Origin of the sequence: Paraburkholderia sp. BL17N1 (assembly GCF_003634175.1) — a bacterium.
GTDB lineage: Bacteria > Pseudomonadota > Gammaproteobacteria > Burkholderiales > Burkholderiaceae > Paraburkholderia.
Map to the genome: position 1 here is coordinate 224,507 of NZ_RBIW01000003.1, position 16,909 is coordinate 241,415.

Below are 16,909 nucleotides of genomic sequence, written 5' to 3' on the forward strand. Positions count from 1 at the left end.
ACGTCGGCAATACGGCGGCGTCGTGATGGTAAGCGAAGGCTTCGACTTCATCATGAACAGCACACTCAAACTATACCAACTCGAATGTCTTGTTGCTGTTGCCGATCGCGGCAGTGTTCGAAAGGCGGCGACATACTTGACCCGTTCTCCGACCGCCGTCAGTAACGCGCTACGAGAGCTCGAAAAAACGGTAAACGCGGTTTTGCTCGAACGACGTGTGGAGGGTGTAATCCTGACTGAGGCCGGAGCAGCACTCCTTGCGCATGCACGGCTGGTCCTTAGGCAACTGCAACGAGCAAGCGATGAGGTTAGTCATATGGCGCATCGTCCGGGCGGACTGATACGCATGGCAATTGCTCCATGGCTGATGCATGGAGTCTTGCCTGACGTTGTGAGAGACTTCCGCGTGCAGCGACCTGATGTACAGATAGATATTTCCGAACAGCTCGGAGGAGAATATCTTGCATTACGAAACGGTCAGCTTGATTTTGCCTTTGGGCCACAGCCGGACAATTCAAATGACAGCGCACTCGATGTCCGCCCGATGTACACGTACTCATATGCCGTGGTTTCCCGACGTGACCATCCGGCAGCGAACGCGCATGACATAGCCGATCTGCTCAACTTCGATTGGCTACTAAGCAGGGCTATTGGGCGAATGATCCCAGAACTACTTGGTCAACGCAATGAGAGTGCTTCGCCCGATATTTGTAGGGTGCACTACGTACGATCCGTCCACGCGGCTCTTGCCATTGTGAGGTCGACCGACATGTTATCGGTCGTACCCTGGCCGCTCATAGAATCTCCCGATATTCGTGACCGATATACAGCCCTTAATCTTGGCGGGCTTAGAACCGAGGGCACAACGTGTCTTATAACGCGGCGATATGAACCACTGCAGGGGGCTGCGCTCGCGTTCCTGAATACTTTTCGCCGAGTGGCGCACGATCTCGAGAACTCACCGATTTCATCCGTGCGACGAATATTTGCCATGGTTGAATCGCACTTGGTGGATTGACGCCGCCCTGTCTGGCGCAGATACCAGTCAACACCTGTGGATTACCGCTTCGACGAACCAACGCTTAATCCGACATCTGCCGACGTCACAGCTTCCGAATCAACATTCTCACGGTTCTAACTTTATGGGCCATGCGCCGGCTTTCGAGAGACAATCGAGAAAAAGGCGGTTTAAATCCCGGAGTGACGTTTCGATAACCCGGCTGCGATCGTTTATCCACTGGGTGGTTTCCGTTAATTCTTTCGCATGCGCCGCCAGCATGCGCTGCATTTCCCCAGGTTGCGGGCCGCCTTTAGTGGCCCTGTTCGCCACGATTGCAGCCGGGTCGAGAGCCGCCCGGAATTCGGTTTCGTCCATAGGGAAAAGGCGGGCTTGATCATTCGCGTCATCAAGCATCTCCTGATAGATCCTCGCGGCACGTTCATAGGGAAAATCATTTGGTCGAATGCCTTCGTTTTTCGCCGTCGCCACCAGTTCCGATGCAAAGTGATGTCCTAGCCTGAACGGCAGTTTGTGTTTTCGCATAAGTACGTCGGCGATTTCCTGGGAGGCCGTCCAGTCGCTGTTGATTTCATCGAGAGCCCGATCAGCATCGATCACCAACGCATTCAAAGCACGTTGAAATTTTTCAACGAGGCGACGTGCACCGTCGACGACGGCTAAATTTTCCGAGATACGTTTCCCGTCACTCATGCCTGGCGGGACATTGTGTGCTGCGATCGCGCGACCGATGCCCAAGCTAAGTATCCCAGAGGCGTCAGCACGTAGATCGTTCAACAATCCGGGATTGCGCTTTTGTGGCATGGAACTCGATCGGTATGTGTTGCCATCTCCCTCGTTCAGATATATCCATGGTCGTGCCTGCGCATACTGGACCATCACATCTTGAACGAACGCTGCGACATGCAATGCCACGTTCATCGAATGAGAACCAAGTTCAACGGGGATTTCCGCGCCGGCGATCTGTACCGCGTCATATGCATTTTCAATCACGTCGGCGAACCCAAGATGGTTCGCCATCGCATCTCGATCGAGTGGCCAACTGGTTCCGTTCAAAACAGTTGTTCCCATCGGTGAGCGATCAAGTCGCGCATACATCTGCCGCAAGCGATCTAGGTCACGTTGGATCCCAGCCAGGTGTCCGAGCAGATAATGCCCGTAACTATTCGGTTGAGCCGCAACACCGTTTGTGTAATTCGGAACAATGGTATCTTGATACGTTGTTGCCAAGTTGAGAAGCGTGAGAGCGCAGCTATTTAGCCGACGAGCCAGATCGAGCAAGCTTCCGCGGTACATTGCGGCAGCCACCGTGGCCAACATATCCTGGCTCGATCGCCCTGCATGCAATAGGGTCACTTCCACACCGCCTGCTTCGATTAACAAAGGCTCAAATGTGATAACCAGGTCTGGTCGTGATCCACCGGTCTGCTCGCCGTTGTGCACGACTTCACTCAGTGCAGCTGCAATCCGAGATGCGACTTCTTCATCAAGCAGTCCATGGCGCACGTTTGTTACCAAAGAAGCCTTGTTGATTTCCCCGAGCCAGAAAAACGCGTCTCTAATCGATTGAGCGGCAGGAGAGTCGTACGTTGGACAAATACACGAGCCATCATCAGACCGTTGGTTATCGGTGTTCGCGGATAGGGTAGACATAAGTATTCGAAGTAGCGGACCAGTTTGACCATTTTTATACGCGGGCATCGCCGTTGCGGCAATGCGACTTCCCTCCTGCGGTAAGCGCTTCGCCCCGGATTTGGATCGCGATGCGTGATACCGACAGGCTCTTTCAATCGAGCGTTCTACCCGCCATCTCATCGCATTGTGTCAGCGCTGCAAATGCGACGAGACCCAGAGCAATCATATAGCCGGCTGGTGCAAGCTTGGAACCGGTAAGCTGAACTAGCAAGGTGGCAATAAATTGTGCAAACCCACCAAATATCGACACCCCAAGGCTGTAAGCGATGGACAGACCGGTAGCCCGGATTGCTCGCGGGAATATCTCCGAGATCATCGTAACTGTCGTTACCGTGACAAACGCAGTGGGGATCGTAAGGACGGCGGCGAGTCCAAGCAAATGTGTAAGATTAGGGGCTGTACTTAGCCATAAAAACGCTGGAAATACTGACGCGAGAAGGACTATCCAAGCTGTGGCCAGGACCGGCTTTCGCCCATAGCGATCGCTGACGAGGCCGGCCGGGACCGCAATCACTAGCTGCAAGGACCCAGCAAGAATTGACGCCCATAACCCCTGCGCCAAGGTCATCTTCAAGACGCCCACTGCAAAGTTGGTTAGATAATGCAGAGCAATATAGTTGGCTGATGCCGCGCCCGCGATCAAGAGCACAGCCACCAGGAGAGATCTGCTATGGTCACGGAAGAGCTCCATAGCGGGACTTCGCATCCGTCTGGCAGCGGTGGGTTTCAGTGGCTCTTCGTGCAGTTGATTGCGAATATACGCACCGATCGGTATTACCGCGATACCGAGCGCAAATGCTAGGCGCCAACCCCACAAAATGAGCTGCTCGTGCGTGAGCATCGTCGTCAAGGCAAGTCCGGTTAGCGATCCGAGCAAGGTACTTGCGGCCTGGCTCACCAGTTGCCAACTTGCGAAGACTCCACGGTTATGGGTGCCTGCGTATTCCACCAGCATTGATGTCGAGGCACCGAACTCCCCGCCGATCGCGAATCCTTGTATCAAGCGTCCGACGATTAACAAAACCGGAGCGAAGATGCCAATTGTCGCAAAGGTCGGCGCTACCACGAACACTGCCGAGCCGAGGGCGGTTAGCCAAAGGCTTAGTACCATCGCCGATTTACGCCCCACGCGATCTGCGTACATCCCGATCACTACCCCACCGAGCGGACGCGCCACAAAGCCAACGCCGAACGTGGCAAGCGAAAATAGGAGTTGCGTGAGCTTCGAACCAGACGGAAAAAATACCTCTCCGATGACCGTTGCAAAATAAGTGTATATCGCAAAGTCAAAGAATTCCAAGCCGTTACCTACGGTAATGGCAGCAATGGTTTTACCGTAATTTTGTCGAGGCACTACCAGGTGAGAACTCGGGTGCGTACCTTTCGCGCTGTGAGCAGTATTCATTGACCACCTTCTAATCAAAACATGAACACGTAACGTCCGGTTCGTATGCAGTGTGACAACAATCCCGACAGGCGCCGAGTTTGCGCCGGCAAAAAAAGGCTCCACTGAGTACCTTCGCTTCTGCAAAAATCTGCAGGAACCTTTTGGACGCTCACCTCGACTCCACGACTCTCGACGGATCCGACGTCGTCCCTTTCGCCACAAGGTGTATATCGATAGCGCGTTCGAACGAGTGCGGTGTCTGGATGTTTTCGGGCTCCGTGCGAAAGCTCAAGATGGATCACCCGGCCACCAAGGCCTCAGAGACAGTACGGCGGATGCTAACCGCATGTCGAGCCGGCGGATAGCAAGGCCAAATTGTTGCGTCAACCAACGGTTGACACCTGCCTTTGTTTCGTCGAGAAGAAGCAGCCGAAGCAGCTGCCCAGTTTTTGTCTTTAGGCGGTCGATGGTAACGTCACCAGCAGCGCAATGAATTGGCGCGGCAGCGCATTTGTTGCTTTCTTGATCGGTTTGCGGCAGATGGCCGAGGGCGTGTGGAAACTTCATTTTCGCCGCTGAGAGCGAGGTTGCCGGTCGGATCAATCAAGTTGGATATTGTGATGGCAGCAGGAGTGAGGCCTGAATTGGCGTCGCAGTCGCCTGCGCCTGTCGGTTGCCTACTTTGCGCTGCGCGCCTCGGCAGCGAGCAGCCTGCCGATCAGGTGGCTGAAGCGCGTCGCCAACAGATTCGGCGTGCGGGCTACTTTCGGCACGGTGTCCTCGGCCGTGACGAATACAAGCCAAATGTGAGCCAAGCAACTCAGATGAACAAGCTGATAATCGTGAACGATACCGACCCGTCCGTCATCAGTGCCGCGATGGGCCTGTTGCCCGCTCAGAGCTGCTGCGTGTATCACGCCACCTCCGGGCTCTCGGAGCAGACACCGGTTCAAGCATCACTTCGGCGCACCGCCAGCGACAAAATCGGCAGTTTGATTGCCTCAGGGACTTCACTTGAAAACTCGGAGGCCCTGTCCGAATGAATGAGGCCCCCCTGTCAGACAGATAGGGCTGCTATCTGCGACTTTGCTTCGGTAATCGCACGTGCCTTTGCTTCATCGCCGAGGCTCAGACCTTCGGCCCGGATGACGGTGACATCGGTCAGGCCAATGAAGCCGAGGGCCGTGCGCAGATAGCTTTCGTGATGTTCGTATGCGGCAATAGGGCTTTCGCCGGCATAAGCACCACCGCGCGATGAAACGATCAATACCTTTTTTGATGCCGGCAGCAGACCTTGCACGCCAGTCTCTGTATAGCGAAACGTACGACCGCCGACGACGATGCGATCGATCCACGTCTTGAGTTGAGCGGCGATCGAGAAGTTGTACATCGGCGCTCCGATAACAATGACATCGGAGGAAAACAGCTCGTCGATATATGCGTTACCTCTGGAAACATCTTCGCCCAATGCCGGGCTTATCGGTGCTGTCCCCGTACGGATTACAGCGACATGATCACCAGACAGTGGGCCGATCGGATCGGCCACCAGATCGTGACGGATTACTTCAGCGTCAGGATGAAGCGTTAGCAACTTTGCGACAATTGCGGCCGACAGACCGCGGCTGACGGAATAGTCTCCAAGGATGCTTGAGTCGAGGTGCAGGATCTTCATAATAGATTTCCCAGTGTTCTTCGTAAGGTTGTGGACACGCCGGTGGTCTACTGCTGGACGAAGCCGGCAGCGATTGTCAGTCGCACGTCATCGCCCACCATCGGTACATATTGGTTCACGCCGAAGTCCGAACGCTTGATTGTCGTCGTGGCGCTGAATCCGATGTTTTTGGATTTGTTTAGCGGGTTGATGCCGGCCCCAACGAGGTGAGCCTTCAGGACGACTGGCTTGCTCACGCCGTGGAGCGTCAGGGTTCCGGAGACCCCGATATCAGTAGCGTTGAAACGTTTCACGTCAGTGGATAGGAAATGGGCATTCGGAAATTGTGCTGCATCGAACCATTGCCCCCCTTTGAGTTCTTCGTTAAGTTGTGTTGAAGTAGTCAACACGCTGGACACCGGCACGGTGATATCAAGCTTGTCTGCTTTGGGGGCGGCAGGGTCGAAATCAAGTGTTCCGGAGGCACCGGAAAACAGACCGGTGAACTCGGTGAAACCGAAGTGGGAAAGTGAGAAAACCACCTGAGTGTGGTAAGGCTCGATTGCGTAGTGCCCGGTTTCAATCCCGTCCGTGGAGGGGGGCTGGGCTTGACCCAGTCCAGCCACAAAAGCAAGCGTGAACAACGACGCAGTAATGAACGGTCGAACGAACATTCGAGTATCTCCAATACGGTGAATGAGAAGTGCGGAAGTGGCTAAGGTTCAAGTCCGTTCGATAGTATATGACATATTATCGTTACGTCAACGAAGTTGAGATGAGATCGTGCTGTGGTCGGTCGGCCGCCCCGCTTGTAACGCAAAGCGTGACGAGCACCAAGACGCTCGAGGATCAGCTTCTTTGAGCGGGAAATGCGGCGCCTTCGCTTCCCGGCTTGTACGAAGATGAAATCTGCTGGCTGCTGCGACTGTCGTGTACTACTGGCTGCACACAACAAGACTGGTATTCCGGGTCCGCCGTATGGTTGGGCGATCGCGTAGATAATGTGCAGTTGAACTGTGTCGATATGATATTCTTTCATATCGATAGAACTGGTAAGTATGGGTCATCTCCATGAGGCAATGGTCGGACAATCATCCCAAAGCACAGCTCCTGATGCGCAAGCGCGCTGCGATCTTGAATGCTGCTGCGGAAGCATTCCTCCAGATGGGCTACGAAGGCGTGAGCATGGAAGGCATCGCCAACGCCGCCGGGGTTTCCATCATGACGCTCTACCGTCATGCGAAGCGCAAGGAGGATCTGTTTGCTGCGGTCATCGCCAATGCTTGCGATCATTCCAGTGCTGACGAACAGGCCGAATTCGACAGACTGATGCAGATGCCGCTACAAGATGCTCTGGTTAAGGTGGGCACTCTTTTTCAGGAGAAGTTGGCCAGTCCACAGGTCACATCACTGTTGCGGGTAGTTATAACCGAGGCAATACGGTTTCCGGATCTTGCCGAGACCGCTTACAACGCACTCTTCAATGTGTGGGCGGTGACTCTCGACGCTTTCCTGGCGCAGAACCAATCATTTAGGGGAGTTAGCGCGAAGGCTCGGAGGAAAGCATCTGAGGCATTTTTCAGCCGTCTTGTCGGTGTCGATGCGATCCGCATGTTACTTGGCCTGAAAGGTGCTACGGCCAAGGAGTGGCGAGAGCGGGCCGAGATTTCCGCAAGCGAACTTCTCGCAAAAATGAACTGACTCGATGAGACAAAATCCTCTCCGATAAGTGGGATCGATGATCGCGTCGAGGAGATCGATATTGCCGGGTACGCCGCCAACATCTGGCGGCGGACAGGCATTGCGGCCGTCCGGGCAGATGGGCGAGCGCAACTCAGGATCAGGCGGCAGGACCTTCTCGCCCTTCACACGATGCCGCCAGTTGTCACCGCACAATGTTTCTTGCCGTCGGACAGCCCGTCGAAGCTGCATATCGTGTTGTTGACCTCGCGGCCGTCGTTCAGATTCACGGGTGGTCGCGCGGCCGCACGGATTCGCCGAACAGCAGAGCGTTGGGAGGGAGAGAGGACATGGCGTTCGAAGAATTATTGGCAGTAGTGGCCGGGTCGGCACCCTGCGCCTTTTGCCAGGTTCCAGAACCGCGGCCATGTTGACTCAACGCTGGGCTGCGGGCCGCGTGCGGCGTCCCCACAGAACAAATGTGGCGAGGACAAGGAAGATCAGGTTAACCGGAGTCACGGCGAGCTCGCCCCTCGACGCATGAAACACTAGCGCGCAAATCTGAAGTGCAACGCAGCCTAGCGCCGCCAATACGGTAAGCCCCGGCCGGATCCGCAACAGAGCAGGTAGGAATATGCCGACGCCGCCGGCGATGTCGATGATGCCGAGCGTGCGTACGACGATTTCGGGTAACTGTCCGGTCCAGGGCCACATGGCAGCAAGTTCGGGAATTGGTTTGGACAACTTGATCCATCCGATCACTACGAAACCTGCAAAGATCAGGGCTTGCGCGATCCAGAGGCCTACATTCAGGACGGTGCCGGAACGAGATGGTACAGCGGTTGAGGAGGGTGGCATCGTCAATGCTCCTTTCAATTGAGTTAGGAAAAAGAATGAAAGAGCGCGTAGAACGAAACTCACGCGCAAGATGACACTGATAGCTAAACACAGCACGGCATCCGCGACGTCCGTATGCGCCGGACTTCCATTCGAAACGATAATGTATAGTATCGTACTGCTTTGTCAAGGACGGTGAGTCTCATGAACAATGGCCCGACGATCACCATAAGGGAAAACAGCGCGCACGTAAGTGCGCTGGTATCCGGATCGGCGGAGTCCGACCGTACCGTCAGCTGCGCTCAGCGAGGCGCCAGACCGGCTCGCCGCTTTGACCGCTTCGCCCCGGTCGAGCAGCGCGCTGACCAACGGCGTCCAATGTTGCGCCGATGCCAAGAGCCAGAAATTTTCAGCCCATCTCGCTCTCCTAAGTGATGTCGGTGAACAGGTAAGCCTCCTGGCCCTAGGCCGGCCCGAGATTATGCACTGCCACCGTTGTCAGTTCAGCAAGGTAATCTTGTGAAGGACATCAGCCATGCGCCGCGGCGTGTGTCCCACACGCCGAGCAAAGTCGTTGGCGTTTGCCGTCATGGAACCTGCGTGCATCGCCGGCGAATATGCGATGAGCCGACCTTCGAGGTCTGAAGGTTGACTCCTTCACAACTGCTGGCGGTATTCATCGTCGGAAGCCGGCAGGTAGGCTAACGGCAGTATCAGGCGGCTTTCCATCGTTATGCGTCATAAATCTACGACGAGCTTGGGGCTTTTTGACCGCGAGCAGCACGGCGTGAACTGATCTCCACGAGCCTGTTCTTCGACGGTGAGGAACATGTCCCGGTGCTCGGGTATCCCTTCCAGCACGCGGGTGAGGCAGGCACCACAAACTCCCTGCTCGCAGGATGTCGGCACGCTAACACCGTGAGCGGAAAGCGCCGCGACCACAGTCTGGTGGGCATCCACACGGATCACTTTACCTGTCGAAGCCATCTGTACGTCGAAGCTGCCATCGGTACTCGTATCAATGGGCGCGGCCGCGAAATATTCGCGATGAAGGCGCTCCTCAGGCCATCCCGTAGTCCTCGCGGTTTCGAGTGACCAGTCCATGAAACCCGTTGGCCCGCAGACATAGAGATGGACGTCGGAACGGGTGCGTTCGAGCACGGCGGCCAGATCGAGCTTCTGGGACGGGGGGCCGTCGTCGTAGTGAAGATGCACGCGCCCTGCAAACGGGGAGGCTCGAATACGTTCAAGGAAGGCCGCGCGGTCCGCAGAGCGCGTGCAGTAGTGCAGTTCGAACGAAGTACCGAGACTCGCCAGGTGCTCGGCCATGCACAGCAATGGCGTGATGCCGATGCCACCCGCCAGCAGCACGCTGTGATGCGCGTCGTGTACCAGCGGGAAATGGTTTTTTGGGTCGCTGACGTGGATGGTTTGACCGACTTCAAGTGCGTGCATCGCGGTGGAACCGCCGCGCGAATTCGTGTCCCGGAGCACGGCGATCTGGTAGCGATGCCTCTCGGACGGGTTGTTGCACAGCGAATATTGGCGCGTCAGCCCGGCGGGCAGATACACGTCAATATGTGCGCCGGCAGAAAACGGGGGAAGTGTTTCGCCGTCAATGGCAGCCAGTTCAAAACTGCAGATGTCGCGGGCTTCCACCACCTTGAAGACGACGCGCACTGCGCGTGTTACTGCGTCCATGTCAAAACTCCTGATTGATAACCCGATACCTTGCAGGACTAACCGTCGGGTAGGGTCTTTTCCGCAGAGTCGCGGACCGCTCTGGGGTTCAGTCACGCAGAGACGTTTTTGGGGACACCTGCTTTGCTCGCCGAAGAGTGGCATGCCCTGGCTACCCTGGTCTCGTGCGACTGATTTTCGTAGTAGGTTGGCTTGATAAACGAAACGTTCCGTATCGAAATGGTAGTCAGACACGTTGTCGCCGTCAACGGGATTTACCCTTGGCTCATGCGTGACCACTGGACTCCCTGTGCGGTGTCATGCGGAAATGATCGTGCCGTGTACATTCGACTTTGCCGCAGCACGCAAACGCCGCTGATGGCCGGGTGAGGCAAGTCGGCGTCAGGACGCCGGAAAGCGTCGTAGAGTAATCACGCTTGCACATAAAAGATACCTGCGCTAAAGTAAAACGATACGAATCGTTTATTAATATATTGTCTTTGTCAACGACGGTTCGCCTGCGTTGGTTGATGTGGTGCGGTGATGTCAGGTGAGTGAAAGATGATCGCGCCGTAGAGCGCGGGGCGTCGGGTGCCGAATCTGTGCCCGGTGCGGCATCAGGGGGAAAACATAAATCTTCCAACAAAGGAGCGAGACATCGTGACAACCATGAATATTGCGGAAAGCATCGCGGAAGCCCGCAATTATCCCTACAACTGCTGGTGGGTTGCCGGATTCGGCAACGAGGTGGGACGCTCGCTGCTGGCCCGCTGGCTGCTCGATACGCCCGTGGTGCTCTTTCGGCAGGAGGACGGCACCGTCGCAGCGCTTGAGGACCGGTGTCCGCACCGCCAGGCGCCCCTTTCACTCGGCAGGCTTCGCGGCGACACCGTCGAGTGCGGTTACCACGGCTTCTGCTTTGATGCCACAGGCGGCTGCGTGCGCGTGCCATCTGCTGATGCCGCGCCTTCCTTCTCCGCCAGGCGCTATCCGGTGAAAGAGGTCGGTCCATTTGTTTGGATCTGGCTTGGTGACACATCGATGATTGATTCGGTGCCCTCGCCGCCAGAGCTACCCTGGATGACTGACCCGACGTTTGCGACCCGCTCTGGTCAGATGGAAATTTCGGCTAACTACATGCTCCTGAAAGAAAACGTGCTGGATTTGACGCACTTCGGGTATGTGCATGCATCGACGTTCCAGATTGAAGACTGGACCAATCCGCCCGAAGTAAGCGGTGACGGCGAAACCGTTGAGTACCGTCAGCGGTTCGTGAACAAGCCGCTTGCGCCGGGTTACGCGATGTCGCTCGGCGTGCCTCCCGGCACACCGTGGCATCGCGAACACCGCGGATCATTCCTGTCGCCGGCGCTGCAGGAAGGTTGTGTGGACTTCCAGGACCCCTCGCAACCGGACCGTGCGCCAGCTCGTTTTCGCGTAGCGCATGCCACGACGCCGGTTGATCAGACCCACATGCTGTATTTCTGGATCATCGCCCGGGATTTCGCCACTGTGCCGGAGGCAATGGACCATCTGGTCGGGGCGATCCGTACGGGTTTCGACGAAGACCGCGTCGTGCTTGAAGCAATCCAGGCGCAGGCAAGCCGTCGGCCGCGTCGTGTGAGCACCGGCGAGCGTAGCGTCAAGGCCGATGCGGCGGGCATCCAGGCGCGTCGTATGGTGGCGCGCTGGATGGAACGCGAAGCGTAGCGGGTGCGCTTGTCGCGCAGATCCCGCTTCAACCGTAAAGCGGATCGTAGGCATGACACAGACGCCGCCGGAATTGGCTTGCTAATGACCCGAGGAGGCAACCGCATGGAGTCTCTGGTCGACATATGGTACATGGCTGGCTGCGGTAGTGAGCTGGGAAGAGGCGTATTGCTGGCGAGAAAACTCCTTGACCGGCCGGTCTTGCTGGTCGGCGATGCCGCGGGTGTGCGCGTAAGACGTCTGCTGGATAACCTGATCCAGTCCGAGCTGCCCCACCGGTGACTTCAGGCAACGAATTGATCTCGCGGCGCCCGGCAGACGGACTGCCGGGCGCGTATGCGTTGTCGACAGCGGCAGGGCTCATCTGATCCATGATCCAGACAGGAGTGAAATGAAAACAAAAGCAGCCATTGCATGGAAAGCAGGCGCGCCGTTGACGATCGAAGAAGTCGATCTCGAAGGGCCGCGCGCCGGTGAAGTACTGATCGAGGTGAAGGCGACGGGCATCTGTCACACCGACTACTACACGCTGCCTGGCGACGACCCCGAAGGCCTCTTTCCGGCGATCCTCGGGCATGAAGGTGCGGGGGTCGTCGTCGACACCGGTCCGGGCGTTGGCACGCTGAAGAGGGGCGATCACGTCATTCCGCTTTACACGCCTGAGTGCCGCCAATGCAAGTTCTGTCTGTCGCGCAAGACGAACCTGTGTCAGGCGATCCGCTCGACGCAAGGCAAAGGCCTGATGCCAGATTCGACGTCGCGCTTCTCGCTCGACGGCAAGGCTCTGTTCCACTACATGGGCACGTCGACGTTCTCGAACTACATCGTCGTGCCGGAAATCGCCGTCGCGAAGATCCGCGAAGACGCACCGTTCGACAAGGTCTGCTACATCGGCTGCGGCGTGACGACGGGTGTCGGCGCGGTCGTCTATTCGGCGAAGGTGGAGGCGGGTGCGAATGTCGTCGTGTTTGGTCTCGGCGGCATCGGTCTTAACGTAATTCAGGGCGCGAAGATGGTCGGCGCCGACAGGATCATCGGCGTCGATATCAATCCGGGCCGCGTCGAACTGGCGAAGAAGTTCGGCATGACGCACTTCATCAACCCGAACGAAGTCGAGAACGTCGTCGACCATATCGTGCAACTCACCGATGGCGGCGCGGACTATTCGTTCGAATGCGTCGGCAACACGACGCTGATGCGCCAGGCGCTCGAGTGCACGCACAAGGGCTGGGGGCAGTCGTTCATCATCGGTGTGGCGGCTGCCGGCCAGGAAATCAGCACGCGTCCGTTCCAGCTGGTCACGGGCCGCGAGTGGAGGGGCTCGGCGTTCGGCGGCGCACGCGGCCGTACGGACGTGCCGAAGATCGTCGACTGGTACATGGAAGGCAGGATCAATATCGACGACCTCATCACGCATCATCTGAAGCTCGACCAGATCAACGAAGGCTTCGACCTGATGAAAAAGGGTGAGTCGATCCGCTCCGTCGTCATCTATTAAAGGCGGGAGTGATGCTCGAACTGATTGAATCGCACGGATCATATGGCGGCACGCAGCGCATTTACAGCCATCAATCACACACTATCGGTCTGCCGATGCGCTTCTCTGTCTTTATGCCCATGGAGGCATCGCACAGAAATGTGCCGGCGCTGTTTTTCCTTGCCGGGTTGACCTGTACCGAAGAGACGTTCCCCATCAAGGCGGGTGCGCAACGCTTCGCCGCGCAACACGGCATCGCTCTGATCGCGCCAGATACGAGTCCACGCGGTGCTGGGGTGCCGGGCGAGTCAGAGTCGTGGGACTTCGGCGTAAGCGCGGGATTCTATGTCGACGCGACGCAGGAACCGTGGTCGAAGCACTATCGGATGTACTCGTATGTCCGGGACGAGCTACGAGCGACCGTCGTCAACGAATTACCTGTCGACGGTGCGCGGCTCGGCATCTTCGGCCATTCGATGGGCGGTCATGGCGCGTTGACGCTCGCGCTGCGAAATCCAGACATCTATCGGTCGGTGTCGGCGTTCGCGCCGATTGCGTCGCCTATGCGCTGTCCGTGGGGCGAGAAGGCGTTCAGCGGCTATCTGGGCGCGGATCGTGAGGCGTGGAAGCAGTACGACGCGAGCGAACTCGTCGGCAAGGCAACGCGCGCGTTTCAGGAAGGAATCCTTGTCGATCAGGGGTTGGCCGATCAGTTTCTCGGGCACCAGCTGAACCCTGAAGTGTTCGAAGTGGCGTGCGAAGCCGTACGTCAGCCGCTCACGCTGCGCCGGCACGAAGGCTACGATCACGGTTTTTTCTTCATTCAGAGCTTCATCGAAGATCACATCAGGCACCACGCCCGTATCCTGCTGACACTATAAAGCCGCGGCCGATTCACGACCCATCGGCCAGAAGGACGCGATTTTTCGCGTGAATTTGACGGGCAATCAGCGGCCTGAGCGAGAGCCGCTGGTCCAGCCCGGTTCTGCGATCAGCAAATAAGGTCCGGCACGGGCTCGGCATACGCGCGGGCAGCGCCCAGGGCGTCGGTCACGGATCGCTTCGATCCAGGCTTCGAAGGCGATCATGCTCGCCTGCCGCAGGCGTCTGGTGTCGTTGGCTTTGCCATACCGGCGTCTCGTGCACGGCTGGCCCGACACACCCGTCCGCTACGCAATCACTCCGCGTGAACGTTTATATATACGAGTCGACGCGTTTCTATATGTCGGGTTTTTCCTATGAGATAAAAGCGCCAATTCCGGGAAAACGCGCTTGTCCGGCAAAGTCGATAGGCATATTATGATCCTTGGCGTATCGAAATTGGCCATGCGGATCTGGTGACGGCTCTACGCCTTTACGATGAAAAACGCCTGCTGCACAGGGGGACGATGAACCGCGGCAGGCGTGGAACTGACGTAGCGGTTACATCTTTCCGGTGCAAAGGATGCCGCAGGAGGTGGTAAAGCACACGCGATGTCAGCGCCCACGAGTGGGCGCTGGAAGTGGCAGCGCTCATGAGCAAAGGTTCCTGGTTGTAGCTGGTTTTCTGAAGATCGAAAGTGCCGTGATAAATATTATGTAATCCAAATTAACGTTGTGATCTGCAACGAACAATATCTAGGAGACAGTCATGTATCGGAGGTGCGTTGTCAGGACGGCGAGCGCGGCAGCGTCGAGCCTTATGTTTGCGGTATCGGCCCATGCGCAAAACAGCGTCACGCTGTATGGTATTGCGGACACCGGACTCCTCTATTTGAGCAAGACGCTAAATATGGCTACGGGGGGCGACGGTGGGAAGTTTGTGGGCTTGCAGAACGCTGGCATTGCGCCATCGCTATTTGGGCTTCGGGGGACAGAAGATCTTGGCGGGGGGCTCCAGGCAGAGTTCAATCTTCAAAGTGGGATCGACCTCACTAATGGAGGCTTCAACAATTCGAATGGCAATCTCTTTGGCCGGCTGGCATACGTGGGATTGAAGGGGACGTTCGGCGAGGTGAAAGCAGGTCTCCAGTTTTCTCCGTTCTTCCAGTCAATCTGGGACCTCGATCCCCGGGCCTTTTCTGAATTCGGCAGTATTGTGGGGATTTATGCAAATAATGTCACCGCAACGGGCGCATTCAACTCAAACGCGATTTCATATACGAGTCCGGTCGTGGCGGGCCTGCAAGCCAGCGCGATGCTCGGGTTCGGAGGGGTGGCCGGAAACTTCCAGTCTGGCCGTCAGTATTCAGCGAGTCTGAGGTATCAGTGGAGCGGACTGACTCTGAGCGCTGCCTTCTATGACGGCAATCCCGGTGGAACGGTAAATACCGTTCCACCGACCAACGTTGGTTTCGAAGGCCGTATGCTTGCCGCGGCGTACAAATTTGGGCCGGTCACGGCGAAGGCGTCATTTACCAGTTTCAAGGTCGAGGGTGGGCCGAGCAATAACGTCTACGGTGGTGGTCTCGATTTCTTCGCTTTACCTCAGTTGGATCTCAATGGCGGCGTGTGGTATGTCAGCGATCGCAACGACACCTCGAGTCACTCGATGATGGGCGCTCTGGGCGCAACGTATTTCCTGTCGAAGACAACAGGACTGTACGCTCAGGTAGGCATCGTGAATAACCATGGCAAGGCGAACCTTGGTTTGACTCCCGCCGTAGGTCTGACTTCCCTGTTTGCGCCGACCGGGACTACAACCGGGGCCACCATCGGGATAATGCATATGTTCTGATCTCTCATCCCATAGGGTTAGGGTTGGGCGCCGCTCATTGACACTCGGCCAGCGACACAGGTCGCCTGCGCGCACGTAAAATTCATGAGTCGTCGCCGATCTCCGGGTAGCGGTCGAACGTCAGTTTGACAAGCTGGCGCAGCCAGATGTTGGCAGGATCGTCGCGAAATCGCGGGTGCCAGTGCTGACGAAGTGCGAAGGGCGGTAAGGGCACGGGTGGAGGGATGATCCTGACCGTGCCCAGTTTTGCGAAGACGTTACCCAGTTCGAGCGGCACGGTGGCGATCAGGTCTGGCTGCGCGTCGATAAGATGCGGGACCACCAGAAAGTGTGGCGTCGTGAGAAAGACGTTACGTTTGATGCCGTATTCTTCGAACGCGCTGTCGTAGGCTGCGCTCGCCCGTCCCGTCAAAGAGACGACGATTTGCGGCGCGCGCTCAAACTGTGAGCGGCTGATTGTCCTGCCAATAGTCTTGTTGTGCACGCTGACCATCGTGACGAACGTATGCAGAAAGAGCTGCTGCTGGTACAGGCCGTCGGGTGCTGTACGCACCGAACCGAGCGCGAGGTCGGCTTCTCCGGCAGCGAGCGTTGTGTCGATGCGCTCCAGCGGCACCTGGACGGAGCGTACCGTGCAGTGGGGTGCGACCTTGCGCAGGCGTCGTACGAGAGGGGGCAAAAAGACGAGCTCGCCCATGTCCGTCATGCAGATCACGAATGTGCGGCGTGCCGTGGCGGGATCAAAGCATGCTTGTGAGACAACGCGCTCCCTCAATGCTGTCATCACCTCGGTGATCGTTGCACCCAGTTGCACGGCCTTCTGCGTGGGCTCCATTCCGGCCGGAGCTTTTACAAACAGCGGATCCTCGAAAAACGCTCTCAGGCGATTGAGCGCGTGGCTCGTGGCGCCCTGCGAAAGCCCGACTTCCGCCGCCGCGCGCGTGACACTGCGTTCGCGCAGCAGCGCATCAAAAAGAACGAGCAGATTCAGATCGAGGTCACGTATATGCATGGCATGCATTGGTTGAATTAGTCCCATTAGATTGACGCATCAACCC

Annotated in this window: 16 protein-coding genes; 8 read left to right on the forward strand and 8 right to left on the reverse strand. The window is 57.1% G+C overall.

The genetic code is table 11. The features are described 5' to 3' along the window. The first annotated feature begins 52 nt into the window (after nucleotides 1-52). Nucleotides 53-1,018, forward strand: a complete 966-nt coding sequence (locus B0G82_RS36790; protein ID WP_158608224.1) for a LysR substrate-binding domain-containing protein — start codon at nucleotides 53-55, stop codon at nucleotides 1,016-1,018. A 108-nt stretch (nucleotides 1,019-1,126) separates the two neighbouring features. Here B0G82_RS36790 and B0G82_RS36795 read toward each other — a convergent pair whose 3' ends face one another. Both B0G82_RS36795 and B0G82_RS36800 read right to left on the reverse strand, forming a co-directional pair. Next, nucleotides 1,127-2,671, reverse strand: coding sequence for a lyase family protein (locus B0G82_RS36795; protein ID WP_241975098.1), 1,545 nt, complete (start codon nucleotides 2,669-2,671; stop codon nucleotides 1,127-1,129). A gap of 133 nt (nucleotides 2,672-2,804) precedes the next feature. Further along, nucleotides 2,805-4,118, reverse strand: a complete 1,314-nt coding sequence (locus B0G82_RS36800) for an MFS transporter (protein WP_121311230.1) — start codon at nucleotides 4,116-4,118, stop codon at nucleotides 2,805-2,807. Between the two features lie 536 nt (nucleotides 4,119-4,654). On the opposite strand from B0G82_RS36800, the gene B0G82_RS39600 reads away from it, so the two are divergent. Further along, a complete protein-coding gene (locus B0G82_RS39600) occupies nucleotides 4,655-5,143 on the forward strand; it encodes a hypothetical protein (protein ID WP_134466681.1) in 489 nt (162 codons plus the stop codon). 14 nt (nucleotides 5,144-5,157) lie between these two features. Here B0G82_RS39600 and B0G82_RS36810 read toward each other — a convergent pair whose 3' ends face one another. Both B0G82_RS36810 and B0G82_RS36815 read right to left on the reverse strand, forming a co-directional pair. Next, on the reverse strand, nucleotides 5,158-5,772 hold the full coding sequence (locus B0G82_RS36810) for an FMN-dependent NADH-azoreductase (RefSeq protein WP_121311232.1): 615 nt from the start codon (nucleotides 5,770-5,772) through the stop codon (nucleotides 5,158-5,160). A 47-nt stretch (nucleotides 5,773-5,819) separates the two neighbouring features. Then, a complete protein-coding gene (locus tag B0G82_RS36815; RefSeq protein ID WP_121311233.1) occupies nucleotides 5,820-6,425 on the reverse strand; it encodes a YceI family protein in 606 nt (201 codons plus the stop codon). 397 nt (nucleotides 6,426-6,822) lie between these two features. Here B0G82_RS36815 and B0G82_RS36820 point away from each other — a divergent pair, with 397 nt between their 5' ends. After that, nucleotides 6,823-7,452, forward strand: a complete 630-nt coding sequence (locus B0G82_RS36820) for a TetR/AcrR family transcriptional regulator (RefSeq protein WP_121311234.1) — start codon at nucleotides 6,823-6,825, stop codon at nucleotides 7,450-7,452. On the opposite strand, the gene B0G82_RS36825 is transcribed toward B0G82_RS36820, so the two are convergent. The 3 genes from B0G82_RS36825 to B0G82_RS36835 form a co-directional block, all read right to left on the reverse strand. Beyond that, the gene (locus B0G82_RS36825; protein WP_241975099.1) at nucleotides 7,366-7,620 is read right to left on the reverse strand and encodes a plasmid pRiA4b ORF-3 family protein; all 255 of its coding nucleotides are present in this window, start codon (nucleotides 7,618-7,620) and stop codon (nucleotides 7,366-7,368) included. The two genes, B0G82_RS36820 and B0G82_RS36825, sit on opposite strands and share 87 nt — an antisense overlap. A gap of 246 nt (nucleotides 7,621-7,866) precedes the next feature. Continuing rightward, entirely contained in the window at nucleotides 7,867-8,289 is a 423-nt protein-coding gene (locus B0G82_RS36830) for a DoxX family protein (protein ID WP_121311235.1), read from the reverse strand. 717 nt (nucleotides 8,290-9,006) lie between these two features. After that, nucleotides 9,007-9,969 (reverse strand): PDR/VanB family oxidoreductase, encoded by a 963-nt coding sequence (locus B0G82_RS36835; protein WP_121311236.1) that lies wholly within the window; start codon nucleotides 9,967-9,969, stop codon nucleotides 9,007-9,009. A gap of 648 nt (nucleotides 9,970-10,617) precedes the next feature. On the opposite strand from B0G82_RS36835, the gene B0G82_RS36840 reads away from it, so the two are divergent. The 5 genes from B0G82_RS36840 (at nucleotide 10,618) to B0G82_RS36855 (ending at nucleotide 15,851) form a co-directional block, all read left to right on the forward strand. After that, on the forward strand, nucleotides 10,618-11,658 hold the full coding sequence (locus B0G82_RS36840) for an aromatic ring-hydroxylating dioxygenase subunit alpha (protein WP_121311237.1): 1,041 nt from the start codon (nucleotides 10,618-10,620) through the stop codon (nucleotides 11,656-11,658). Nucleotides 11,659-11,763: 105 nt separating this feature from the next. Beyond that, entirely contained in the window at nucleotides 11,764-11,940 is a 177-nt protein-coding gene (locus tag B0G82_RS39890) for a hypothetical protein (RefSeq protein ID WP_158608225.1), read from the forward strand. Between the two features lie 109 nt (nucleotides 11,941-12,049). Next, nucleotides 12,050-13,156, forward strand: a complete 1,107-nt coding sequence (locus B0G82_RS36845) for an S-(hydroxymethyl)glutathione dehydrogenase/class III alcohol dehydrogenase (RefSeq protein ID WP_121311238.1) — start codon at nucleotides 12,050-12,052, stop codon at nucleotides 13,154-13,156. An 11-nt stretch (nucleotides 13,157-13,167) separates the two neighbouring features. After that, nucleotides 13,168-14,016: an S-formylglutathione hydrolase gene (gene fghA, locus B0G82_RS36850; RefSeq protein WP_121311239.1), complete on the forward strand. Its 849-nt coding sequence runs from the start codon at nucleotides 13,168-13,170 to the stop codon at nucleotides 14,014-14,016. A gap of 749 nt (nucleotides 14,017-14,765) precedes the next feature. Then, nucleotides 14,766-15,851, forward strand: coding sequence for a porin (locus B0G82_RS36855; RefSeq protein WP_121311240.1), 1,086 nt, complete (start codon nucleotides 14,766-14,768; stop codon nucleotides 15,849-15,851). 82 nt (nucleotides 15,852-15,933) lie between these two features. Here the strand turns inward: B0G82_RS36855 and B0G82_RS36860 are convergent, their stop codons facing one another. Then, nucleotides 15,934-16,872: a LysR family transcriptional regulator gene (locus tag B0G82_RS36860; protein WP_241975101.1), complete on the reverse strand. Its 939-nt coding sequence runs from the start codon at nucleotides 16,870-16,872 to the stop codon at nucleotides 15,934-15,936. Nucleotides 16,873-16,909 lie beyond the last annotated feature (37 nt).